General features: G+C 70.4%; 25 protein-coding genes. 16 read left to right on the top strand and 9 right to left on the bottom strand.

Annotation, left to right across the window (positions count from 1 at the left end):
• Positions 1–104: 104 nt before the first annotated feature.
• Positions 105–1,871, bottom strand: a complete 1,767-nt coding sequence (locus tag ACP56T_RS01720; RefSeq protein ID WP_430910368.1) for a diflavin oxidoreductase — start codon at positions 1,869–1,871, stop codon at positions 105–107.
• A gap of 110 nt (positions 1,872–1,981) precedes the next feature.
• Positions 1,982–2,485, bottom strand: a complete 504-nt coding sequence (locus tag ACP56T_RS01715; protein WP_430910367.1) for an Lrp/AsnC family transcriptional regulator — start codon at positions 2,483–2,485, stop codon at positions 1,982–1,984.
• Between the two features lie 212 nt (positions 2,486–2,697).
• Between ACP56T_RS01715 and ACP56T_RS01710 the strand changes: the two genes are divergently transcribed.
• The 7 genes from ACP56T_RS01710 to ACP56T_RS01680 all read left to right on the top strand — a co-directional run bounded on the left by ACP56T_RS01710 (position 2,698) and on the right by ACP56T_RS01680 (position 8,982).
• Entirely contained in the window at positions 2,698–3,516 is an 819-nt protein-coding gene (locus ACP56T_RS01710; protein ID WP_430910366.1) for a phosphoadenylyl-sulfate reductase, read from the top strand.
• Positions 3,513–4,475 (top strand): sulfate adenylyltransferase subunit CysD, encoded by a 963-nt coding sequence (gene cysD / locus ACP56T_RS01705; protein WP_430910365.1) that lies wholly within the window; start codon positions 3,513–3,515, stop codon positions 4,473–4,475. The genes ACP56T_RS01710 and cysD overlap by 4 nt, the downstream gene beginning before the upstream one ends.
• A complete protein-coding gene (gene cysN, locus ACP56T_RS01700; protein ID WP_430910364.1) occupies positions 4,475–5,872 on the top strand; it encodes a sulfate adenylyltransferase subunit CysN in 1,398 nt (465 codons plus the stop codon). The genes cysD and cysN overlap by 1 nt, the downstream gene beginning before the upstream one ends.
• A gap of 268 nt (positions 5,873–6,140) precedes the next feature.
• On the top strand, positions 6,141–6,416 hold the full coding sequence (locus ACP56T_RS01695; protein WP_430910363.1) for a GCG_CRPN prefix-to-repeats domain-containing protein: 276 nt from the start codon (positions 6,141–6,143) through the stop codon (positions 6,414–6,416).
• A 215-nt stretch (positions 6,417–6,631) separates the two neighbouring features.
• Complete coding sequence (locus ACP56T_RS01690; protein WP_430910362.1) at positions 6,632–7,834, top strand: pyridoxal phosphate-dependent aminotransferase; 1,203 nt, start codon at positions 6,632–6,634, stop codon at positions 7,832–7,834.
• A 136-nt stretch (positions 7,835–7,970) separates the two neighbouring features.
• Entirely contained in the window at positions 7,971–8,216 is a 246-nt protein-coding gene (locus tag ACP56T_RS01685; RefSeq protein WP_430910361.1) for a zinc ribbon domain-containing protein, read from the top strand.
• Between the two features lie 439 nt (positions 8,217–8,655).
• Entirely contained in the window at positions 8,656–8,982 is a 327-nt protein-coding gene (locus ACP56T_RS01680) for a hypothetical protein (protein WP_430910360.1), read from the top strand.
• A 42-nt stretch (positions 8,983–9,024) separates the two neighbouring features.
• Here the strand turns inward: ACP56T_RS01680 and ACP56T_RS01675 are convergent, their stop codons facing one another.
• Positions 9,025–9,603, bottom strand: a complete 579-nt coding sequence (locus ACP56T_RS01675) for a type 1 glutamine amidotransferase domain-containing protein (protein WP_430910359.1) — start codon at positions 9,601–9,603, stop codon at positions 9,025–9,027.
• Positions 9,604–9,752: 149 nt separating this feature from the next.
• On the opposite strand from ACP56T_RS01675, the gene ACP56T_RS01670 reads away from it, so the two are divergent.
• Complete coding sequence (locus ACP56T_RS01670; protein ID WP_430910358.1) at positions 9,753–9,974, top strand: hypothetical protein; 222 nt, start codon at positions 9,753–9,755, stop codon at positions 9,972–9,974.
• A 33-nt stretch (positions 9,975–10,007) separates the two neighbouring features.
• Here ACP56T_RS01670 and ACP56T_RS01665 read toward each other — a convergent pair whose 3' ends face one another.
• Positions 10,008–10,397: a hypothetical protein gene (locus ACP56T_RS01665; protein ID WP_430910357.1), complete on the bottom strand. Its 390-nt coding sequence runs from the start codon at positions 10,395–10,397 to the stop codon at positions 10,008–10,010.
• A 298-nt stretch (positions 10,398–10,695) separates the two neighbouring features.
• Here ACP56T_RS01665 and ACP56T_RS01660 point away from each other — a divergent pair, with 298 nt between their 5' ends.
• The gene (locus ACP56T_RS01660) at positions 10,696–10,905 is read left to right on the top strand and encodes a cold-shock protein (protein ID WP_430910356.1); all 210 of its coding nucleotides are present in this window, start codon (positions 10,696–10,698) and stop codon (positions 10,903–10,905) included.
• A 196-nt stretch (positions 10,906–11,101) separates the two neighbouring features.
• Positions 11,102–11,338 (top strand): AsnC family transcriptional regulator, encoded by a 237-nt coding sequence (locus tag ACP56T_RS01655; protein ID WP_430910355.1) that lies wholly within the window; start codon positions 11,102–11,104, stop codon positions 11,336–11,338.
• 93 nt (positions 11,339–11,431) lie between these two features.
• Here the strand turns inward: ACP56T_RS01655 and ACP56T_RS01650 are convergent, their stop codons facing one another.
• Entirely contained in the window at positions 11,432–12,250 is an 819-nt protein-coding gene (locus ACP56T_RS01650) for a 3'(2'),5'-bisphosphate nucleotidase CysQ (protein ID WP_430910354.1), read from the bottom strand.
• A gap of 376 nt (positions 12,251–12,626) precedes the next feature.
• Here ACP56T_RS01650 and ACP56T_RS01645 point away from each other — a divergent pair, with 376 nt between their 5' ends.
• Positions 12,627–13,115, top strand: a complete 489-nt coding sequence (locus ACP56T_RS01645; RefSeq protein WP_430910353.1) for a DUF6101 family protein — start codon at positions 12,627–12,629, stop codon at positions 13,113–13,115.
• A gap of 6 nt (positions 13,116–13,121) precedes the next feature.
• Here ACP56T_RS01645 and ubiA read toward each other — a convergent pair whose 3' ends face one another.
• The gene (gene ubiA / locus ACP56T_RS01640; RefSeq protein ID WP_430910352.1) at positions 13,122–14,069 is read right to left on the bottom strand and encodes a 4-hydroxybenzoate octaprenyltransferase; all 948 of its coding nucleotides are present in this window, start codon (positions 14,067–14,069) and stop codon (positions 13,122–13,124) included.
• 46 nt (positions 14,070–14,115) lie between these two features.
• Positions 14,116–14,535: a hypothetical protein gene (locus ACP56T_RS01635; protein WP_430910532.1), complete on the bottom strand. Its 420-nt coding sequence runs from the start codon at positions 14,533–14,535 to the stop codon at positions 14,116–14,118.
• A 294-nt stretch (positions 14,536–14,829) separates the two neighbouring features.
• Between ACP56T_RS01635 and ACP56T_RS01630 the strand changes: the two genes are divergently transcribed.
• The 5 genes from ACP56T_RS01630 (at position 14,830) to ACP56T_RS01610 (ending at position 19,287) form a co-directional block, all read left to right on the top strand.
• A complete protein-coding gene (locus ACP56T_RS01630) occupies positions 14,830–15,582 on the top strand; it encodes a 16S rRNA (uracil(1498)-N(3))-methyltransferase (RefSeq protein ID WP_430910351.1) in 753 nt (250 codons plus the stop codon).
• 218 nt (positions 15,583–15,800) lie between these two features.
• Positions 15,801–17,168: a glutamate--cysteine ligase gene (locus ACP56T_RS01625; RefSeq protein ID WP_430910350.1), complete on the top strand. Its 1,368-nt coding sequence runs from the start codon at positions 15,801–15,803 to the stop codon at positions 17,166–17,168.
• A gap of 764 nt (positions 17,169–17,932) precedes the next feature.
• Positions 17,933–18,310 (top strand): hypothetical protein, encoded by a 378-nt coding sequence (locus ACP56T_RS01620; protein ID WP_430910349.1) that lies wholly within the window; start codon positions 17,933–17,935, stop codon positions 18,308–18,310.
• Between the two features lie 90 nt (positions 18,311–18,400).
• Positions 18,401–18,643: a sulfurtransferase TusA family protein gene (locus tag ACP56T_RS01615; protein WP_430910348.1), complete on the top strand. Its 243-nt coding sequence runs from the start codon at positions 18,401–18,403 to the stop codon at positions 18,641–18,643.
• 68 nt (positions 18,644–18,711) lie between these two features.
• Positions 18,712–19,287: an NUDIX domain-containing protein gene (locus tag ACP56T_RS01610; protein ID WP_430910347.1), complete on the top strand. Its 576-nt coding sequence runs from the start codon at positions 18,712–18,714 to the stop codon at positions 19,285–19,287.
• Positions 19,288–19,297: 10 nt separating this feature from the next.
• On the opposite strand, the gene ACP56T_RS01605 is transcribed toward ACP56T_RS01610, so the two are convergent.
• Positions 19,298–20,467 (bottom strand): WecB/TagA/CpsF family glycosyltransferase, encoded by a 1,170-nt coding sequence (locus ACP56T_RS01605; protein ID WP_430910346.1) that lies wholly within the window; start codon positions 20,465–20,467, stop codon positions 19,298–19,300.
• Entirely contained in the window at positions 20,460–21,950 is a 1,491-nt protein-coding gene (locus ACP56T_RS01600; RefSeq protein ID WP_430910345.1) for a GumC family protein, read from the bottom strand. Before ACP56T_RS01600 ends, ACP56T_RS01605 begins: the two co-directional genes overlap by 8 nt.
• Positions 21,951–22,038: the final 88 nt, after the last annotated feature.

Below are 22,038 nucleotides of genomic sequence, written 5' to 3'. Positions count from 1 at the left end.
CGGGGAGGAGTTGGAGGTGGGGGTGGTGCCGCGTCACCCTCGGCGGTGCTTTCCGCGCCACCCCCACCCTCGGTACCTCCCCGCAGGGGGGAGGGAAGGCGTCTTCAGTAAACGTCCTGCTGATAGCGGTGGCTACGCTCGAGACCCGCGACATGGGCCTCGGCATCGGCCTCGGACAGGCCCTTCACGGAGCGGAAGGCGCCGACCACGGCCGCGCGCACGTCCTTGGCCATGTGCTTGGCATCGCCGCAGACATAGAGATGGGCGCCCCCGTCGAGCCAGGCCACCACCTCGGCGGCGTTCTCACTGAGACGGTCCTGCACGTAGACCTTCTCGGGCTGGTCGCGGGAGAAGGCGACGTCGATCTTCGTGAGCGAACCGTCCTCCAGGGCCTCCTGCCATTCGAGCTGGTAGAGGAAGTCGTGGGTGAAGTGCCGGTCGCCGAAGAAGAGCCAGGAACGGCCGGGCGCCTCCACGGCGCGGCGCTCCTGCACGAAGGCGCGGAAGGGCGCGACGCCCGTGCCGGGGCCGACCATGATGATGTCGGTCGCCGGATCGGCGGGAAGGCGGAAATGCCGGTTCGGCTTCACCCGCACGCGCAGGTTCGCGCCGTCCCTGATGCGGTCCGCCACATGGACGGAGGCGACGCCCGAGCGGGCGCGCCCATGGGTCTCGTAGCGCACGGCGGCGATGGCAAGATGCACCTCGTCGCCGACCTCCTTGCGAGAGGAGGCGATGGAATAGGCACGCGGCGGCAGCGGCCGGGTGATGGCGGCCAGATGCTCGGCCGTCAGCGGCGCAGCATAGGTCTCGAGCAGGTCGACGAGATGGCGGCCCTCGATCCAGGCCCGCACCTCGCCGGCATCGATGAGCTTGCGGGCGTCGGCATGGCCCGTCGCCTTGGCGAAGCGCTCCACCGTGGCGACGGACAGCGTGGTGATGTCGCGCTCGGAGAGCAGCGCCTTGCGCAGCGCTTCGTCGCCCGGAAGCCCGGCCGCCTTGAGGATGTCCTCCACGAGCTGCGGATCGTTCTCGGGGAAGATCTCCAGCGAATCGCCCGGCTCGTAGGCCGGCGCCCCGTTCTCGAAGGCGAGCGCGAGGTGGATCGTCTCCTTGTCCGAGCGCGAGGAGTTGAGGTTCACATGCTCGACCACCTCGGCCAGCACCGGCTCGCGGCTGATCTCGGCCTCGTCGTCGCCGGGGGCGGCGCGGGCGAAATCGACGGCGACGACGTTGTCGGCGGAGGGCTCCGGCGCCAGCGCCTTCAGGGCGCCCTTGATCCACTCGGCGGCCGGCGTCTCGAAATCGAGATCGAGATCGGCGCGCTCATGCGCGCGGATGCCGCCCAGCGCCTCGAAGCGGGCATCGAGCGCCTTCCCGATGGCGCAGAACTCCACGTAGGAGGTGTCGCCGAGCGCCAGCACGCCGAACTTCACGCCCTCGATGCGCGGCGCGGCCTCCCCCATCAGCTCGCCATAGGCGCGCACGGCGCGGGCCGGCGGCTCGCCCTCGCCCCAGGTGGCGGCGATGGCGACGATCCTGCCGGCCTTCGGCAGGGTCGCGAGGTCGAGATCGGCGAAATCGACCACCTTCGGCTTGAAGCCCTGCTTGCGTGCGAGCTTGGCGACGTCGCCGGCGAGCCGCTCCGAGTTGCCGGATTCGCTGGCGAACAGGATCGTCAGCGGCTCGGCCGCCTTGGGCGGGGCGGCGGAGACGGCGGCCGGCTGGCCTCCGGCGGCGTCGATCCCGGCGAGGAATCCCGCGAGCCAGGCGCGCTGGATGGGCGTCGCCGGACCGAGCACGGCGTCGAGACTGGCGCGTTCGGTATCGCCGAACGGTGCCGTGCGGGGGAGGAGTGCGTGGCGTGACATCGTGAGGACCATGTCGGCCCGAGCGGTCCGTCTGTCAACGGGGATGTCCGTTTTACAGAACGCTCCGGCGAGAGAAGAAGCAGATCGTTGTTGCGTTGCGAGAGAGACGATTATTCTCCGACCACGGCCAGCGCCGGTGCCTGCCGACCAGCCGGCGCCGGCAACGGAAGGGGCAGCGCGGTGGTGGACTTCACCTTCTCCATGGCGAATCGCGAGGTCACGTTCTTGAGCGGCAGGGAACCGATCAGCCGCTTGTAGAACGTGTCGTAGGCCTGCATGTCGGCCACGACGACCCGTAGCATGTAGTCGACATCCCCCGCCATCCGGTAGAATTCCAGCACTTCCGGCATCGCCGCGACGGTGGACGCGAACTTCTCCAGCCAGTCGCTGGAATGGTCCGCCGTCTCTATCGACACGAACACCGTGAGCCCCAGCCCCAGCTTCACCGGGTCGAGGACGGCCACCCGCCGGTCGATGACGCCGTCGGCCTCGAGCCTCTGGATGCGTTTCCAGCACGGCGTCTGCGAGAGGCCGACCTTCTCGCCGATGGCGGCGATGGAGAGGGTCGCGTCCGTTTGCAGGAGCGCCAGGATCTTCAGGTCTATCGAATCCAACTCGGACCTCGTTCGGTTCTTGCCGGGCCCTCTCCCTGTGGCGAAGGGGAAGAAAATTCCGCCTTTTCCAGGGGCAGGGCGCCGGCGCCCGTCTCGATCGGGCGTTCCGCTGCGGTGCCGGAATACCCGGACCGCGCGGGGTGCGCCTTGACTTCGTTCGTTATAGCGAACATTTCCTCGGTCCGACAAGCAGGCACGAACGCGCAACCGCCATGTCCACCGCCACTGCCACCGCCACGTTGTCCGACCTCGCCAGGACGGCCGAACGCCTCGCCGCCGATCTCGCGGGGCTCGATCTCGCCGCGCGCGTCCGCCTGGTGGAGGCCCGTTTCTCGGGGCGGCTCGTCTTCACCACCAGCCTCGGCATCGAGGACCAGGCGCTGACCCATGTGCTGGCGACGGCGAAGTCCCGCACGGAGATCGTCACCCTCGATACCGGCCGGCTGTTTCCCGAGACCTACGACGTCTGGGGCGAGACCGAGGCGGCCTACGGCATCCGCATCCTCTCCTACGCCCCCGAGCGCGCGGCGGAGGAGGGCTATGTCCGCGACGAGGGCATCAACGGTTTCCGCAAGTCGATCGCGGCGCGGCAGGCCTGCTGCGGCTTCCGCAAGGTCGAGCCCCTCGGCCGGGCGCTGAAGGGCGCCGAGATCTGGTTCACGGGCCTGCGCGCCGGCCAGTCCGCCGAGCGGGCGGAGACGCCCCTCGCCGAGGCCGACGAGGGGAGGGGCCTCATCAAGGTGAACCCGCTCGCCGACTGGGACAGGGCCGCGATCGAGCGCCTCGTTCGCGACAATTACGTTCCCTACAACGCGCTGCACGACCGGGGCTTCCCCTCGATCGGCTGCGCGCCCTGCACCCGCGCGGTGCGCGTCGGCGAGCCGGAGCGCGCCGGACGCTGGTGGTGGGAGCAGCAGGACAAGAAGGAATGCGGCCTGCATGTCCACGCACCCGAGGGCGATGTGGAGCCCGGCCGGGAAGCCGCCGCATTCGAGACCACAGATACGCGCAGACCGGAGATGGCCCGATGAGTTCCGCCGCCGTGACCACGGCCGCCCATAACGCGGCCCTTGGCTCCAATCTTGGCGCCGACCGCCTCACCCATATCCAGCGGCTCGAGGCCGAGAGCATTCACATCCTGCGGGAGACGGTCGCCGAGACCGAGAACCCGGTGATGCTCTATTCCATCGGCAAGGACTCGTCGGTGCTGCTGCATCTGGCGCAGAAGGCGTTCGCGCCCGGCCGCCTGCCGTTTCCGCTGATGCATATCGACACGACCTGGAAGTTCCGGGAGATGATCGCCTTCCGCGATGCCCGCGCGAAGGAGATCGGCGCCGAGCTCATCGTCCACACCAACCAGGACGGGCTGGCGCGCGGCATCGGCCCGATCAGCCACGGCTCGGAAGTCCATACCGACGTGATGAAGACGCAGGCCCTGCGTCAGGCTCTCGACAAGCACAAGTTCGACGCGGCCTTCGGCGGCGCGCGGCGCGACGAGGAAGCCTCCCGCGCCAAGGAGCGCGTGGTCTCGCTGCGCAACGCCCAGCACCGCTGGGACCCCAAGCGCCAGCGCGCCGAGCCCTGGCACCTCTACAACCTCAAGAAGCGGCGCGGCGAGAGCTTGCGCGTCTTCCCGCTCTCGAACTGGACCGAGCTCGATATCTGGCTGTATATCGAGCAGGAAAATATTCCGATCGTGCCGCTCTATTTCGCCAAGCCGCGCCCGGTGGTGGAGCGCGAGGGGCTGCTCATCATGGTGGATGACGAGCGCCTTCCGCTCGCGCCCGGCGAGACGCCGCGGGAGCTCTCCGTCCGCTTCCGCACGCTCGGCTGCTATCCGCTCACCGCCGCTGTGGAGAGCACCGCCGCCACGCTCCCCGAGATCATCGGCGAGACGCTCGCCGCCCGCACCTCGGAGCGGCAGGGCCGGCTCATCGACAAGGACGGCGCCGGCTCCATGGAGCGCAAGAAGCAGGAGGGCTATTTCTGATGACCATCCATCAGGCACCCGAGGCGTTCGGCTACGAGTCGTTCCTCGCCGCGCACCAGAGCAAGGAGGTGCTGCGCTTCATCGCCTGCGGCTCCGTGGACGACGGCAAGTCGACCCTGATCGGCCGGCTGCTGCACGACACCAAGCAGATCTTCGACGACCAGATCACCGCGCTCCAGCGGGATTCGCGCAAGCACGGCACCCAGGGCGCCGAAATGGACCTGGCGCTCCTCGTCGACGGGCTCCAGGCCGAGCGCGAGCAGGGCATCACCATCGATGTCGCCTACCGCTTCTTCTCCACGGACAAGCGCTCCTTCATCGTCGCCGACACCCCCGGCCACGAGCAATACACCCGCAACATGGCCACCGGCGCCTCGACGGCCGACATCGCGGTGATCCTGGTCGACGCGCGCCAGGGGCTCACCCGCCAGACCCGGCGCCACGCGCTGCTGGTCTCGATCCTCGGCATCAAGCGGGTGGCGCTGGCCGTCAACAAGATGGACCTCGTCGGCTGGTCGCAGACGAAGTTCGAGGAGATCGTCGCCGGCTTCCAGGCCTTCACCGCCTCCTTCGGCTTCGCGGAGGTGCGGGCGATCCCGCTCTCGGCGAAGAACGGCGACAACGTCGTGCTGCCCGGCGCCGCCGCCGGCTGGTACGCGGGCGAGCCGCTGCTGCGCTACCTGGAGACGGTCCCCGTCCACGAGGCCGCGCAGGCCGCGCCCTTCCGCCTCGCGGTGCAATGGGTCAACCGGCCGAACTCCGAGTTTCGCGGCTTCTCGGGCCTGATCGCCAGCGGCAGCGTCCGCCCCGGCGACCGGGTGGCGCTGGCCCCCTCCGGCCGCACCACGACGGTGGCGCGCATCCACACGGCCGACGGCGACCTCGACACGGCCTGCGAGGGCCAGTCGGTGACGCTGGTGCTCGCGGAGGAGGTCGACGTCTCGCGCGGTGCCGTCATCTCGGCGGCCGATGCGCCGATCCGGGTGTCGGACAGCCTCGACGCGCGCCTGTTCTGGGCGGCCGAGACCGATCTGGTGCCGGGCGCGACGCTCTTCGCCAAGGTCGGCACCGCCACCGTCAACGCCGTGGTCTCGGCGATCCTCACCCGCATCGATCCCGAGACCGGACAGGCGGGCCCGGCGGACAGGCTCTCGGCCAACGACATCGGCGACGTGACCCTGACCCTCGACCGGGGCGTGGCCGTCGATCCCTACGCGGAGAACCGCGATACCGGCAGCCTGATCCTGATCGACCGCGAGACCACCGACACCGCCGCCCTCGGCCTCGTCCTGGCGCCCCGCGCGCAAGCGGCCGTGGACGCCGCTCCGGCGGCCGGGGAGAGCGCGCCCAGGGGAGGCTTCCTCACCGGCCTGCGCCGCCTGTTCAGAGCCGGCTAATATCGCGACGAACGGACCGTCGCGACATCGTGAACCGGGCCGGACGCCGAGCAGGCGTCCGGCCCGTGTCGCTTGCGGACACACGGGCTCCCTTGCCCTTTCATCCCGCCGCCCGAGGTAAGCCCTCCGGCGGAGCGCCCCATGCCGGGGCGACCTGTCCAAACCGTCATGTCGCGCAAAGCCCGAGGCAATGCCGCATGCGGTGATATCGCGACACGGCCACGCTTCACCCAAACCCCGCGTCGGCCGCGACAAGGAGGACCCAAGTATGTCGACACGCTGGATGCTCGGCGTCAGCGCCGCTCTCGCGCTCGGCGGCCTCGGTGCCGTCTCCACGGCGAACGCCGCCCCGATCGGGCCTGGCGACGCCGCCGGCCTCGCCGGAGGCGCCACGGTGGAGCGCGTCGCCATGGGCTGCGGCCCCGGATTCGGCCGCGATGCCTGGGGGCGCTGCCGTCCCTTCGCCCGCCCGCGCTACTATGGCGGTCCGCGCTGCTTCTGGCGCCCGTCCCCGTTCGGTCCCCGGCGCGTCTGCCGCTACTGAGCGGACAAGCGTCCTATCGCGAGCGCCCCCCGGATCACCGCATCCGGGGGGCGCCGTCGTTTCGGGCCCCGCGACAGGCTTGCGACGGATGCATGACAAAGGCGGTGCGCGCCTTCCGCCGGCGTCTTGCCCGCCTGGAATGCCAGGACTAGGGTCCGCGCGCCCGCAAAACCGGGCCCCTCGCAGACGACCACCGATCACCGGAGACGACCGACATGGGCTTTCTTGCCGACGCCCTTTCCCGCGTGAAGCCCTCCGCGACCATCGCGATGACGCAGAAGGCGCGCGAGCTGAAAGCCGGCGGCATGGACGTCATCAGCCTGTCGGTGGGCGAGCCGGACTTCGATACGCCAGACCACATCAAGGAGGCCGCCATCGAGGCGATCCGGCGCGGCGAGACCAAGTATCCGCCCGTCTCCGGCATCGTTCCGCTGCGCGAGGCCATCGTCAAGAAGTTCAAGCGCGAGAACGGGCTCGACTACAAGGTCTCGCAGACCATCGTCGGCACCGGCGGCAAGCACGTCATCTACAACGCGCTGCTCGCCACCCTGAACCCCGGCGACGAGGTCGTGGTGCCGCGCCCCTACTGGGTGTCCTACCCGGAGATGGTGGTGCTGTGCGGCGGCACGCCCGTCTTCGCCGAGACCGACATGGCCCACGACTTCAAGCTCCAGCCGGAGGAGCTGGAGCGCGTCATCACGCCGAAGACCAAGTGGATCATCCTCAACTCGCCCTCGAACCCCTCGGGGGCCGCCTATTCCCGCGCCGAGCTGAAGAAGATCACCGACGTGCTGATGCGCCATCCGCAGGTCTGGGTGCTCACCGACGACATGTACGAGCATCTCACCTACGGCGATTTCGAGTTCGTCACCCCGGCGCAGGTGGAGCCCGGCCTCTACGACCGCACGCTCACCATGAACGGCGTCTCCAAGGCCTACGCGATGACCGGCTGGCGCATCGGTTACGCCGCCGGCCCCGAGCAGCTCATCAAGGCCATGGACTTCGTGCAGGGCCAGCAGACCTCGGGCGCCTCCTCCATCTCGCAATGGGCGGCGGTGGCCGCGCTCGACGGCACGCAGGAGCATCTCGCCCGCTTCAAGGCGGCCTTCCAGGAGCGGCGCGACCTCGTTGTCTCGATGCTGAACCAGGCCACCGGCCTGAAATGCCCGTCGCCGGAGGGCGCCTTCTACGTCTATCCGTCCTGCGCCGCGCTCATCGGCCGCAAGACGGAATCCGGCAAGACCATCGAGACCGACGAGGATTTCGTCACGGAGCTCCTCCAGGCCGAGGGCGTCGCCGCCGTCCACGGCTCGGCCTTCGGGCTCGGCCCGAACCTGCGCATCTCCTACGCCACCTCGAACAAGGCGCTGGAGGAAGCCTGCACCCGCATCCAGCGCTTCTGCGGCTCGCTGCGCTGAGACGTTTCCGGGCGCCGGTTCAGGCCGGCGCCCGCCTCGCTTGCCCGAGACGTACGCCGGAACCGCCCCTCGCGGGCGGACGTTCTCCCATGGTCAAGGTTGCCGCTCCCCGGCAGCCCCGACAGGGAGGCATCCGATGACGCTGTTGATCTCCTGCCCCGCCTGCCAGCACCGCATCTCCGCTCGGGCGATCGCCTGCCCGTCCTGCGGACATCCCACCGGCACCGCATCGGCCGCAGACCGGCAGGGTCTCGCCCGCATCGCCGGCGGGGTCGCCGTGAGCTACATCTCGACCACGACTCTGGCCGGCCTTGCGCTCGGCGTCGTGATGTTCGTCTGCGCCGCGGCCGTGCTCATCACCCTGATCCTGTCGCAGCACTGAGCCGACCTTCGGCGGCCGCCGGTTGCCCCACGGCCGTGCTCGGCCTACATCCGCGCTCCCCTGCCGCCGATGCGTCCGATGGTTTCGCGAGCCCTCTCGGGCCGGCATGGCGGCGGGGCTTGCAGTGACGGGGCGGCGCGGACCAGTTCTCTGCGCCGTTCCTGTGAGGCTCAGTGGGCCGGGTCGCTGCAAGCGTGTCGGGAGCGCGGGGAACAGGAACCGCGGCCCCGGCGCATGGCCCACGGACTTGGCCCATGGACTTGGCCCATGGACTTGGCCCATGGACTTGGCCTACGGAAACGCGCCCCTCGCTCGCTTGCCTCATTCCGGGACCGGCCGTCCGGCCGCCTGGAAGCGCTTCATTCACGATCCCGATGGAAGATGCAGGCAGGCCGGGGAACCGGCCGCGTGTTCCTGCGTCACTTCGGGCCTGACCATCATGCGGCGCCTCGTCACCGGCGGCATCAAGGCGATCCTGGCCATCGCCGCGCTTTCCACGGCGGCCCATTGGGCCATGCGCATGAACCGCGCGCCGAGCCCGCTCACCACGGCCATCGCGGCGATGCCCGACCCGGCGACCACCGGCTCCATCGATCAGCGCCGCGTCGAGCGCCCCGTGCCCGACGCGCCGAAGGCCGAGCCCGTCACGCGCGGGCTCGACCAGCGCCATCTCTCCATGCTGATCGCGGGAGCCGGAGCCGCCGCTCCCGCCGCCGCGGCGAAGCCGGCCGCGAAAGCCGCCGCGAAGACGCCCGCCAAGCGCTGAGCCGGCAAACGTCCATCGCGATGCGGGGTCCGGCCACGCCCGTCAGGCGGCGAGCTTGCGCGGCTCGTGCCGCCCCTCCTTCACCTCCTCCACGATCTTGGCGCAGAAGGCTTCGAGATCGCCCGGATTGCGGCTCGTGACGATGCCGCGATCGGTGACGACCTCACGGTCGACCCATGTCCCGCCCGCATTGATGACATCGGTGCGGATCGAGGCGTAGGAGGTCATCTCCAGCCCCTTGGCGGCGCCGACCTCCACCAGCAGCCACGGCGCGTGGCAGATGGCGGCCACGGGCTTGCCGGAGGTGAGAAAGGCGCGGATCAGGTCGAGCGCCTTCGGCTCCAGCCGCAGCTTGTCCGGGTTGATCTGTCCGCCGGGCAGCACCAGGGCGTCGTAATCCTCGGCATCGACCGCCTCGGCATCCTTGTCGACGGCGACGCTCTTGCCCCAATCGGTCTTGTCCCAGCCACGGATCGTGTCCCGGTTCTCGCGGGACTTCGGGGCGGCGACATGCACCGTCGCCCCGGCACGGGTGAGCTCGGTCTGCGGCACCGTCAGCTCGCTCTGCTCGAAGCCGTCGGTGGAGAGGATCAGGATCTTCGCCTGCTTGATATCGGCCATGAAAGACCTCCATGTCGGTGGGGGATACCCCGCCAACCAGGGGCGCCGCGATGGGTTCCGACACGGCGGGGAGGCGTCTCGCCGTGCGGAACCGTTCCTCCCGGCGGCTTGTTCAACCGCCATCCCCACACAGCGAGAGGAAGAGCCGCATGGCCAATCCCGGCCTCCCGACCCCCGAACCCACGCCCGGCGGCGGCATCCCCGGCGACATGCCGCCTCCGCCGATCCCCGACGAGGAGCCGGATATCGGGCCGACCGGCCCGCGCACGCCCTATCCCGTGAACGATCCCGGCATCGGCGACCCCGACGCGCCGGGCTCCGAGCCGGACTACCTGCCCGGAGGCCCCACCGACCCCGGCGTCCGGCGCTGAAGCGCGCTCCGGCGGCGGTCGGTGGCCTCGTGGTCAGTGACCGCCGTGGGAGGCACGAACGTCGCGCGGGGCGTTCAGGATCTCCGAGAGGCTCGTCGCGACGTGGCGGGCCTCCTCGTCGGTGAGGCGGAGCTGGAACGGGGGCAGCGCGCCGGCTTGCAGCGCGACGACCGCCTGGCCCTGCTCGTCGGTGCCCACCTCGATCGCCGAGGAGGTCACGTCGAGCATGGCGATGTCCTCGTCGGAGAGATCCTCGGGGATCTCCGGGTCGGCGGGCTCGTCGATGGCGGTCAGCAACTGGCCCACCGCCCGCACCAGCGCGCGGGCGGCGCGGGCATCCATCACCACCGCCGTCGCCTGATCGTCCTTCTGGAAGGACAACTGGATATTCGCGCCTTCGAGGGAAACCGAGATGCCCGCCATGGATCGCCTAACTGCCTCTCCGACCTGTTCTATATGTCCCCTCGCGGAGGAAGACCACAGCGCGCGGGTCGCCGTGTCGCGCCCTGCCGGCGTCGTTTCGGACGCGTGAATGCACGGGGCCGGCCTTGCTGAGGCCACATGGAAAGCCTACATACGCAATCGGAGGGCCACGGTGAGACGGGTGCTCTCGAGGCCAGCGTCTCACGCCCTGCCGCTCATTCATATCGAGGACGAGGCCGTTTCGCGCGTTCTGCGAAGACGCATGGATTCGGCCGACGGACGAGACGAGGTTCTATTCGTGAATACTGGTACTGTGAAGTGGTTCAACGAGACCAAGGGCTACGGCTTCATCCAGCCCGATGACGGCGGCAAGGACGTGTTCGTTCACATCTCCGCCGTCGAGCGTGCCGGCATGCGCAACCTCATCGAGGGGCAGAAGGTCAGTTACGACATCGTGACCGACAAGCGCAGCGGCAAGGATGCCGTGGGCAGCCTTCAGGCGGCCTGAGGTCCTGCCGACCTTCTCAGGGCCGACGCCTTGACGACACGGCCATAGCCAACGGCCGACCCCCATCCGACGCTTCCGCCCTGCACAAGGTCCGGACGCGCCGGACGGAACATCAAACACCCATAACCAGAAACGACGGTGGGACGAGCCCTTTCAGAACGGGTTCCCGCCGAAGGGAAAGCACACCATCACCGCAATGATTTTCGAGTACACCCCGCGCCGCGCGGCGCGGTCGCCCGTCACGGACGCGGCGACCTTCAAGGTCGCGCGCCTGCGTCAGGCTCCGAGCCGCGGCGAGACCGCGCTCGACATGAGCCACCTGATCGATCTCTCCTACAACTACCATTCGCCGCGCGAACTGCGCTGGCATCTGGCGGACCGGCTCGGCCTCGCGCCGATGGCCGTCGCCCTGCGGGAATCCGCCCGCGCCTGAGCGCGCTCCGGCAGTATCCACGCCAACCAACGGCCCGCCGAGCCTCCGCTCGCGCGGGCTTTTCCATGCGCGCGGGTCCATACGGGCGGACGCTCAGCCCAGCGCCGCGACGATCCCTCCGATCAGCCCCGCCGGCGCGGCGATCAGTTCGCCATGGACGGGGTCGGGCCGGTTGTAGAGCGTCGGCCGGCCCGCGAGATCGCAGACCGCGCCGCCGGCCTCGCGCAGGATGAGATCGGCCCCGGCGAGGTCCCAGTCGCGCGCGTCCTTCGAGACCAGCCCCACGTCGATGGCGCCATCGGCGACGCGGGCGACGCGCAGGGCCAGCGACGGAATGCGCTCGATGCGCTCGAAGCCGGCATCTCCGCCGGGAGCCACGCCCCGCGCCAGCCTGTTAAACAGGGGCTTCGGGCCGGTGACGCGGGCGCCGGGCAGGGTCGTGCGCGACGACACCCGGATCGGGGCGCCGTCGCGGAAGGCGCCGTGCCCGGCGACGGCCTCGTAGGAATGGCGGCAGGCGGGGGCATCGACGATGCCGAGCACCGGCTGCCCCACCGAGAGCAGGGCGACGGCGATCGACCAGTCCCGATGCCCCGAGAGGAAGGCGCGGGTGCCGTCGATGGGGTCCACGATCCAGACGAGGTCGTGCTCCAGGCGCACCGGATCGTCGCGCGTCTCCTCGGAGAGCCAGGCGGCTTCCGGCAGCAGCTCGCTCAGGCGCACCTTGAGGAAGGCGTCGACCTCGACATCGGCCTCCGTGACGGGCGAGCCGCCGGCCTTCGACCAGACCCGCGCGCTCGTCTCGGCCCCCGGCTTGAAGAAGGGGAGCGCGATGGCGGCCGCTGCGCGGACCGCCTCTCGCACGGCCGGCATCAGCGCCAGCGCCGCCTCCGGTGACATCCTGTCGGGCATGGGCAACCGACCCTCGGCGATACGCTTGAACGCGAGCGTTGAACGCGAGCCGCAGCGAGCGCGACCAGTCTGGGGATCCCGACGAGCCGCGGCGACGGGCGCTGCGCGGCTTGGCCGGGAGCTTTGCTGCAACCGTTCTAAGGCGCCGGATCGAGCCTCACAAGCAGGGTTTACCGAACCTCACCGGATGCGTTGTCGCGACCGCGACAATGATCTGTTGAGCATCCGAATCGGTTGGACCGAATCCATGATCGCTTAACGCTGCCGCTTAAGGTCGCCTGAGCAGGTATCGAGGCATTTTGCTTGGGACAACGAGCGGCCCGAAAGAGGTCGCGGCTTGCAACAGGGCGTCAGGCAGATGAATACGAACCTGATCATGAGCACGACATCGACGGACGGCTGGCGGCAGGACGGAATCGGCGCGATCGACTTCGCGCTCTCCGTCACGACGCTGCCCGTGATCGGCGGCCTGCCTCATGCGGTCCGGCCGGCCGGCGTCGCGCTCAGTTTCGCCAGCGAGGCGGCGGAGGGCTGCGGCGAGGACCGCTTCTCGCTGGTGCTGGTCGACGGGCACGGCGAGCCGGTCTCGACCCTCGGGCCGTTCTGCGAGGAGGATGTCGTGGCGGTCTGGCGCGATCTCGCCCTCAAGAGCGGCCTGCCGCGCATGATCCTGCGCGAGGACGGCGGCCTCGCCGTCGTCGCCCCGCAGGTCGGGCGGCTGGCGCTCGGCGGCACCCGCATCCGCCGTCGCCACGGGTCGCTCGGCGAGCGCCGCCCGCGCTTTCTCACCCGCCGCAAGACCGGCCGTCTCCCGGCCCGTCCGCAGATCCACCGGAACGAGAACGAGATCATCGCCCGCTCCTGAGACCGATCAGGCGAGCAGCGAGCGAATCGCGGTATCCGCCGCGAGCCCCGCGAACAGAATCAGCCCCGCGTTCCGGTTCGAGCGGAACAGGGCGAGCGCCCCCCGGCCGTCGCGCTCCTTCAGCCGGTGGACCTGGGCGAACAGATGGGCCCCGAACAGGGCGAGCCCGAGCCAGCCGACGAGGCCGCTTCCCGCCCCGGCCATGGCCGCCGCGATCAGCGCCGCGCAGAGCCCGTAGCAGAGACCGACGGCCGCCTTCAGGCGCGTCCCGAAGAAGCGCGCCGAGGAGCGGATGCCGGCGATCTCGTCGTCCTCGATATCCTGCACCGCGTAGATCGTGTCGTAGCCGACCACCCAGGCGATCGTCCCCGCGTAGAGCAGCAGCGCCGGCGCATCGAGGCGCCCGAACGCGGCGACCCAGCCCATCAGCGCGCCCCAGGCGAAGGCGAGGCCGAGCACCGCCTGCGGCATCGGCATCACCCGCTTCATGAACGGATAGACCGCCACCGGCACCAGCGAGCAGACCCCGACGAGGATCGCGGCGGCGTTGAACTGAAGCAGGACGCACAAGCCGACCATCGCCTGCGCCGCGAGGAACACGGCGGCGGCCTTGGTGCTCACCTGACCGGAGGGGAGGGGGCGGCGGCGCGTGCGCTCCACCTGCGCGTCGAGGTCGCGGTCGGCGATGTCGTTATAGGTCGAGCCGGCACCGCGCATGGCCACCGCGCCGACGAGGAACAGCGCCAGATGGCGGATATCGGGAAAGGCAGCGCCCTTCGCGCTCGCGGCCAGCGCCGAGGACCACCAGCAAGGCAGCAACAGCAGCCACCAGCCGATGGGCCGGTCGATGCGCGCGAGGCGCAGATAGGGGCGGGCGGCGCGCGGCGCGAGCCGGTCGACCCAGTGCCCGGCGACGGCATCGGCGACGCCGACATCCTCGGCCCCGCCGCTCATGGATGGACTCGGGCGCGTGAGCGCATCATGCGCCCGTCGCCCGATTCTAGAGCGCGCCCTGGGGCATCTTGAACGAGCCGGTGAGGCCGGGACCGCCGAGCAGGCCGCCACCGCCGCCGTTCTGAGCCTGGGCGCGGGCCTGGGCTTCCATCTTGGTCGCCTGGGCCGCCACCGAGCAGACCTTGGCGCGGATGCCGGAGACCTTCTCGTGATCGGCCTTGAAGCCGTCGGCGAAGGAATCGGGGATCGAGCACCATTCCTTGTTGGCGGTGATCCATTTCAGGCCGGCGGCACCGTTGGCCTGGAGCTTGCCGAACAGGCCGCAGGCTTCCTGCGGGGTCATCTTCTTCTTGCTGTTCGAGGCCACGTTGGCCTTGGCCACGAGGTCCTTGCGCTCCTGGAGCGTCTTCTGGATCTCGCCGCACTCGGCGGCGGCCTGCGCGAAGGCCGCGCCGTTCATGAGCATGGCGCAGGCGAGCCCGCCCGCCACGATCGCGATGGTCTTCGAAAACATGGCTCGTCTCCCTTGTCGCCGATGCCCCGGCGGCCGCTCCGTCGCCGGGGCCGCCGAATCCGGGCGCGGTCCTGCCGTGCCTCGTCCCTGGGTTGCGCATAGGAATGTGGCACCAATCGAGCCGCGAGGGTTCTCGGGCTCGCGGCGGTGGGCAACATTCGGAAAACGAATGTGCATTGCATTCATGCAACACGTCGCGGGCCGGCCACGTTGACAGCCCCCGCATGAGCACGCGACGAAGCGGGGATGGCCGCCTACGACTTCACCGCGCCGCGCCTGTACGTGACGCCGGACCTCGCGGCCGGCGCCCGTCTTCCCCTGGACCGGGCCCAGGCGAACTACCTGCTCACCGTGCTCCGCCGGAAGCCGGAGGATCCGGTTCTCGTCTTCAACGGACGCGACGGCGAGTGGCGCGCGCGCCTCGACGCCACCGGCCGCAAGAGCGCGGATCTGGTGCTGGTGGAGCGCACCCGCGCGCAGACGCCGCGCCCGGATCTCGACTACCTGTTCGCGCCATTGAAGAGCGCCCGGCTCGACTACCTGGCCCAGAAGGCCGTGGAGATGGGCGCCGGCACGCTCCGGCCGGTCATCACGCGCTTCACGCAAGGGGACCGGCTGAACCGCGAGCGCCTGTCCGCCAACGCCGTCGAGGCGGCCGAGCAATGCGGCATCCTGACGATCCCCGAGATCGCCGAGCCGGTGAGGCTGCCGGCGGCGCTGGAGGGCCTGGCGCCGGAACGGCTGCTCGTGTTCTGCGACGAGGATGCGCCCGTCTCCGACCCGGTCGCGGCCCTGAGGGGCGCGGCCAGCCCCGCGTCTTCCCCGCCGCTCGCCGTGCTGGTCGGGCCGGAAGGCGGCTTCTCCGCCGAGGAGCGCGAGACGATCGCGCGGCGGCCCAACACGGTGGCGGTGTCGCTCGGCCCGCGCATCCTGCGGGCGGACACGGCGGCGGTGGCGGTGATGGCCCTGGTCCAGGCCGTCCTCGGCGACGCCCGCTGAACGCCCGCGTGCGCCCGCGCACATCGCCGGCCTTGAGACCGCCCGTGCGGCCGGGCATCTCCCGCCTCGGGGACGGCCCGGCGCGCGGGGAGGGACGCGTTGTCCGGTGCCGCCGGCTCGACTAAGAGACGCGACGTCCCTCCAGGCGGACGCGGGTCTCGAAGACGGACCTCAGCGCACCCGGCTTCCCGCAGCTCTTCCGCACGACGAGGCAGCGCATGGCGCGCGATACGTCCGACACGACCCCTCTCACCTCGCGCGCCGAGCTGATCGACTGGTTCGCGCAAGGCGAGAAACCGACCGAGCGCTTCGCCATCGGCACGGAACACGAGAAGATCCCGTTCTACCGCGCGAATCACGCGCCGGTGCCCTACGAGGGCGAGCGCGGCATCCGCGCCCTGCTCGAAGGGCTCTCGCGCGAGACCGGCTGGGCGCCGATCGAGGACGCGGGCAAGGTCATCGGGCTCGCCGCCGACGAGGGCGGCGCGATCTCCATCGAGCCCGGCGGCCAGTTCGAACTCTCCGGCGCGCCGCTGCCGGACGTGCACGCCACGGCGCGGGAGCTCGACGAGCATCTGGCGGCGACAAAGCGCGTCGCCGACCCCCTCGGCATCGGCTTCCTCGATCTCGGCATGAGCCCGAAATGGCGGCGCGAGGAGACGCCCGTCATGCCGAAGAGCCGCTACCGGATCATGGCGTCCTACATGCCGAAGGTCGGCACTCTCGGCCTCGACATGATGCTGCGCACCGCGACCGTGCAGGTGAACGTCGATTTCCGGTCCGAGCCCGACATGGTGCGCAAGATGCGCGCCTCGCTCGCGCTCCAGCCGGTGGCCACCGCCCTCTTCGCCAACTCGCCCTTCACGGACGGGCGGCCGAACGGCTTCCTCTCCCGCCGCTCCGAGATCTGGCGCGACACCGACGCCGACCGCACCGGCATGCTGCCCCAAGCCTTCGAGGACGGGTTCGGCTACGAGGCTTACGTCGACTGGCTGCTCGACGTGCCGATGTATTTCGTGAAGCGCGGCGACACCTATCACGACGTCAGCGGCGCCTCGTTCCGCGACCTCATGGCCGGCAAACTGGCGCAGTTGCCGCGCGAGTTCGCCACCGTCTCCGACTGGGCGAACCACGCCTCCACCGTCTTCCCCGAGGTACGCCTCAAGCGCTTCCTCGAGATGCGCGGCGCCGATGTCGGCGGCCCCGGAATGATCGCCGCGCAGGCCGCCTTCTGGACCGGGATCCTCTACGACGAAGGCTCCCTCGACGCCGCCCTCGACCTCGTCTCCGGCTGGACCGAGAAGACCCGCCAATGCGCCCGCGCCACCGCGCCCCGCCTCGGGCTGGCGACCCAGGTCGCCGGCCGCAGCCTGGGGGCCATCGCGGCGGAGGCGCTGGCGATCTCCCGGCGCGGCCTCCAGGCCCGCGCCCGCCGCGACGCGGAAGGCCGCGACGAGACGATCCATCTCCAGCCCCTCGAAGCCATCGTCGCCTCGGGCGAGACCCATGCCGAGCGCCGGCTCGCCGATTACGAGGGGCCGTGGAAGCGCTCCGTCGAGCCGGCCTTCGAGGCATGCGTATTCTGACCCTTCGCCGAGGGCACGCTTCCGGAAGCGCATGACGGGCTCTCGGTTCTTGTCAGGATGACGCGCTCGATGGCGCAGCCCGGCAGGGATGAGGACAGGGTCGTCCGGCTTGTGAATCAGCCCGGACCATCTCCGTCACCGCGTCCCTGCCATGCAAACTGCGAAAAAAGCCGTGGAAACGGGGGAGAATCGAGAGAGCTTCTGGCAAGCTTCGATACGCCGCCTTCATGCCCGGCGCATCGCTCATGCTCCCGCATGGCTCGGTCGTGACAGGTTCGGCACACGAGATGCGCGGGGGAGATATCCGCCTATGAAACTTGCCGCGATCGCCGCTGTTGTCGGCTCCATGCTTCTTGTCGGACTCGAAGGTGCATCCGCACAGAGTTCTTGCAGCGCATTTCAGTCGGTTTGCGCAGAACGCTGTCAACAGCGTGCGCCTCAGGACAGGAATTGCGTGTCCGACCATTGCACGCCCAAGCTTCGGGAATGCCGCTCGACCGGTTGCTGGCAGGAAGGTCAGCTCTATGGGGGCAAGCTGAGCTGCGACCTGAAAAAGAACTAATTCCTTGTCTGTTTCCGCTGTTCTCCCGCATGTCGCGAAGAGCCGGAAGCCACCTTTTCATAGCGAGGCTCGCACCGGTACCGCTGCCGGTTACGGTGCGCCGCCGCACGCACGGCCCGCCGAGGTCTTGCTAGCTGTCGGAACGCATCGCGGGCTTGGCCGTTGTATCGGCGTCATGAGCCCAATGCTGGAGGCATCATCCATGTCGCGCATCCTGACTCTCGCCCTCGTCGGCACCACCGCGCTCGGGCTCACCGCAGGCAGCTTCACCGCCGCCGAGGCCGCCCCCCTTCCCGCCGTGACCTCGGGGGTCGTCGGGGGCCCCGCCGCCACCGTCGATCAGGTCGGCTACCGCGGCTATTATCGCGGCGGTTACGGCTACGGCTATCGCCGCCGCGGCATCGGCCCCGGCGGTGCGCTGGCAGCCGGCGCCGCGCTCGGCATCATCGGCGGCGCCATCGCCGCGAGCCAGGCGCCCCGCTACGGCTACGGCTATCCCGCCTACGGCTACGGAGCCCCGGCCTATGGCTACAGCTATCCGGCCTACGGCTACGGATACCCGGCCTACTATCCCTACTGAACCGCGCGGGCGGCCCGGCTGACACGCCGGGCCGCTTTGGCCTAAGAGCCCGTCGACGGCCGGAGCGCCGCCGGCGGGTTCCCGCATGCCGTGACCGAAACGACACCGGACATCCCGCTGCTCGACCTGCGCGGCCTGAAATGCCCGCTGCCCGTGCTGCGTACCCGCAAGGCGCTGCTCGCCCTCGCGCCGGGGGAGCGCGTCGCCGTGCTCTGCACCGACCCGATGGCGGCCATCGACATCCCCAACCTGCTCCGCGAGGAGGGCGACCGGCTGGAAAGGCAGTGCCACGAGGATGGCACGCTGCGCTTCGTCGTCGTCCGGGGCGGCTGAACCGCCTCATTCCTGCTTCCCTGACGTCGTCTAAGCGGCTGCCGGCCGCGGGGGCCGCGGAGGACAGCATGGCACCACCCATCATCAGCGGCACGCGCGTCGTCCATGACGGCTGGAGCCGGTTCGTCGTCGCCGAGGTGACGATGCCGGACGGAAGCGTGCTCAAGCGCGAGATCGAGGATCACGGCCGCGCGGTCGGCGTGCTGCCCTACGATCCCGAGCGCAGGGTGGCGATGCTGGTTTCGCAGTTCCGGGCGCCGGCCTTCCTGGCGGACGGGTCCCCGGAGATGCTGGAGGCGCCCGCCGGCCTCCTCGACGAGCACGAGCCCGACGAGGGCGCCCGGCGGGAGACCTACGAGGAGACCGGCATCAATCTCGGGCGCCTCGAGAGCGTGGTGCGCGCCTTCGCCATGCCCGGCATCTCCACCGAGCAGATGGACCTGTACCTCGCCCCCTATGGCGAGCAGGACCGCTGCGGGCCGGGCGGCGGCCTCGCCGAGGAGAACGAGGCGATCACCCTGCACGAGCTGCCGCTCTCGGAGATCGCCGCCATGAGCGACCGGGGCGCCATCACCGACATGAAGACGCTGGTGCTCGTCTACGCGCTGCGCCTGCGCCACCCGCATCTGTTCGCGGGGGCGTGAGCGCGATCCCTCAAGGCGCCGGGCGCTTGTCGGCGGAGACGGTCCGCACCGGCGCGGACGCCGCCGGCCGCCAGACCACATGGCCGAACTCGCGCGAGGCGATGGCCGCGAAGCGCCAGGAGCGCACGAAGTAGCGTTTGAACAGCCGCCGGGGCGCGTGCAGGAAACGGAAGAACCATTCGAGCCCCATGCGCTGCATGAGCACGGGCGCGCGCGGCACCAGCCCGGCGGCGACGTTCAGCGCCTCGCCGACCGACAGGACCACGGGCGAGCCGAGCGCCTCGCCCATCCGGTCGACCCAGATCTCCGATTTCGGCGCGCCGACGCCCATCACCAGCAGCGTGGTGCCGTGGGCACGGACACGCTCCGCGAGATGGCGCCCATAGGCCGTGTCCTCCTCGAAGCCGAAGGGCGGCACCGCCGCGGCGATCGCCTCCGGCGGCAGGCCGTTCGCCGCGAATCGGCGGCGGATGGTCTCCGCCACGCGGTCGCTGGAGGCGACGAGAAACACGCGGGTCTCGGGCTCGGGGCGCGCCTCGAAGGCGGCGGCGAGCAGGTCGTGCCCGGTCATGCGGATGGCCTTGCGCGCGCCCAGGGCCCGCGCCAGCCAGACGAGCGGCAGGCCATCGAGGGTCCGCACGGCGGCGCCCTCATAGGCCTTCCGGAAGGCGGCATTCTCCGACAGGACGACGACGTGATCGATATTGGCCGTGACCACGAGGCGCGGGCCGATTGCGGGCATCGAGGCCGCCATCGCGAGCACCTCAGTGGCCGATCCGGTGGAGAACACCGTTCCGAACAGGCGCAGGCTCATGCCGAAGACCTCAGAAGGCGTGGACGGAACGGGCGGGGACGGAGGGCTCTCGTCGGCGCGCCCGGCGGCGGCGGGGAGCGCCGGCATCTCCGCGGCCGGCGCGGTAAGGCCGGACCGCTCCAGAATCAGCGCCCGGCGCAGTTCCTCGAGATTGGCCGCCCCGTCGACGAGCGCCTGGATCTCGGCCGCGCCGATCCCGCGCTTCCGGGCGCCGCGCTGCTGCGCCGTGGCTCCCTCGCCAGCAGGGCCTCCATCCGCGAGGCGCTCCAACCCCTGCCCGGTCGCGGGCCGCCCATGCCGGCGATGTCGAAAGCGGTGCGCCATCACGGCCTCGTCGCGTCCCGATGCACTGACGATCTCACGCATCGGCCGCCCGGAAGCTGCGCGCGGCCACCGGCAGGTCGGCCTTGCGTGAGGCGGGGCGGCGCTCCTCGCGGCGGTCGCCGAGCATCAGGGCGATGCCCGCCCCGAGGATCAGGCCGAGGACGAGGGCCACGGGCAGCACCACCTTCGGGGAGGGCGGCCAGGTCCGGGTGCGCGCCGGGGTGGCGGGCGAGATGATGCGCACGTTGGTGGTGTTCAGCCGCTCCTGCTCGCTCGCCTCGCGGGCGCGCCGCAGATAGGCCTCGTAGACGCCCCGGCGGGATTCGAGGGAGCGCTCCAGCTCGCGCAGGCCCACATTGGCCCGGTCGCTGGCGACGGTCTCGGTCTTCACACGGTCGAGATTCTTGCGGACGGCGGCCTCGCTGGCGGCGGCGCGGTCGTAGTCCTTCTGCGTCGTCTCGATGATCCGCTCCTTCTCGCGCTGGATCAGGCGCTGGAGGTCGCGCTGCTGCGCATACTGCTCGGCCATGGCGGGATGGCGCTCGCCGAGACGGGTCGCGAGCTCGGCGGTGTTGCGCGACAGGGTCGCGAATTGCTGCCGCAGGGCCTGCATCTCGAGGGACTGGAGCATCTCGGGCAGGGCCGTGCCGGCATCGCCGAGCTTCATGCTGCGCGCCTGGTCGAGCCGCGAGCGCGCCTCCGCCGTGCGGATCGAGGCGGTGACGAGCTGCTGGTTGAGGTCGCTGAGCTGCTGGTCGGTGAGGAGCCGGCCGCTCGACGCCACGAGCTTGTTCGCCTCCCGGTAGGCGACGACCTTGCGCTCGGCGTCCTCGACGTCCTGGCGCAGGGCGTTGAGCCGGGCCGCGAGCCCGTCCGAGGCGCGCTTGGCGGCTTCCGTGCGCGCGGCGGCCTCCTCCGCGAAATAGGCGTCGCCGATGGCGTTGGCGATGCGGGCGGCCTTCTCGGGATCGCGCGACTGGACGTAGACGTCGATGACGAAGGTGCGCTCGGCCCGGCGCACGCCGAGCTTCAGCCGCAGGGTGTCGAGGGCGAGGTTGACGGGATCGCGGCTCGCGGGGGGCGGCAGCATGCCGAGCGCGCGCTTGAGGCCGTTGACGACCGGGTTGTCCCAATCGGGCCGCACGAACTCGTCGTCGTCCTGGAGGTTCAGCTTCAGGATCGCCCGGCGCAGCACGTTGTCGGACTGGATGACCCGCGCCTGACTCTCGGCCAGCGACACGCCGCTATCGGCCTGCGGGGTGCGGGCGCTGACGTCGTTCTCGATGACGCGCAGGTCGGACGGGTCGATCAGGACCTGGATGCTCGACGTGTAGGAGGGCGTCAGCAGGCCGAGCACGGCGATGGCGGTCGCCAGCATGAACAGGCCGCCGAGGATGATGAAGTTCGCGCCCCGCTTCAGGCGGCGCAGGATCGCTCCGAGGCTCGGGCGCTCGGGCTCGACCTGGGGCAGGACCACCTGCACAGGCTCGCCACGAAGGGGTGTCGCGAAGTCGAACATGGACATCGTTCCCTGACCTGCCTGCCGCGTCCCGCGTCCGGCGGGTGCCTGTTCCGATATGGAGCCCCTCTCGCCGGCTTTCGTGCCGTATCGG

Source organism: Methylobacterium endophyticum (genome assembly GCF_050591105.1).
In the GTDB taxonomy this organism is placed as follows: domain Bacteria; phylum Pseudomonadota; class Alphaproteobacteria; order Rhizobiales; family Beijerinckiaceae; genus Methylobacterium.
This window is presented reverse-complemented; position numbering and strand designations above follow the sequence as displayed.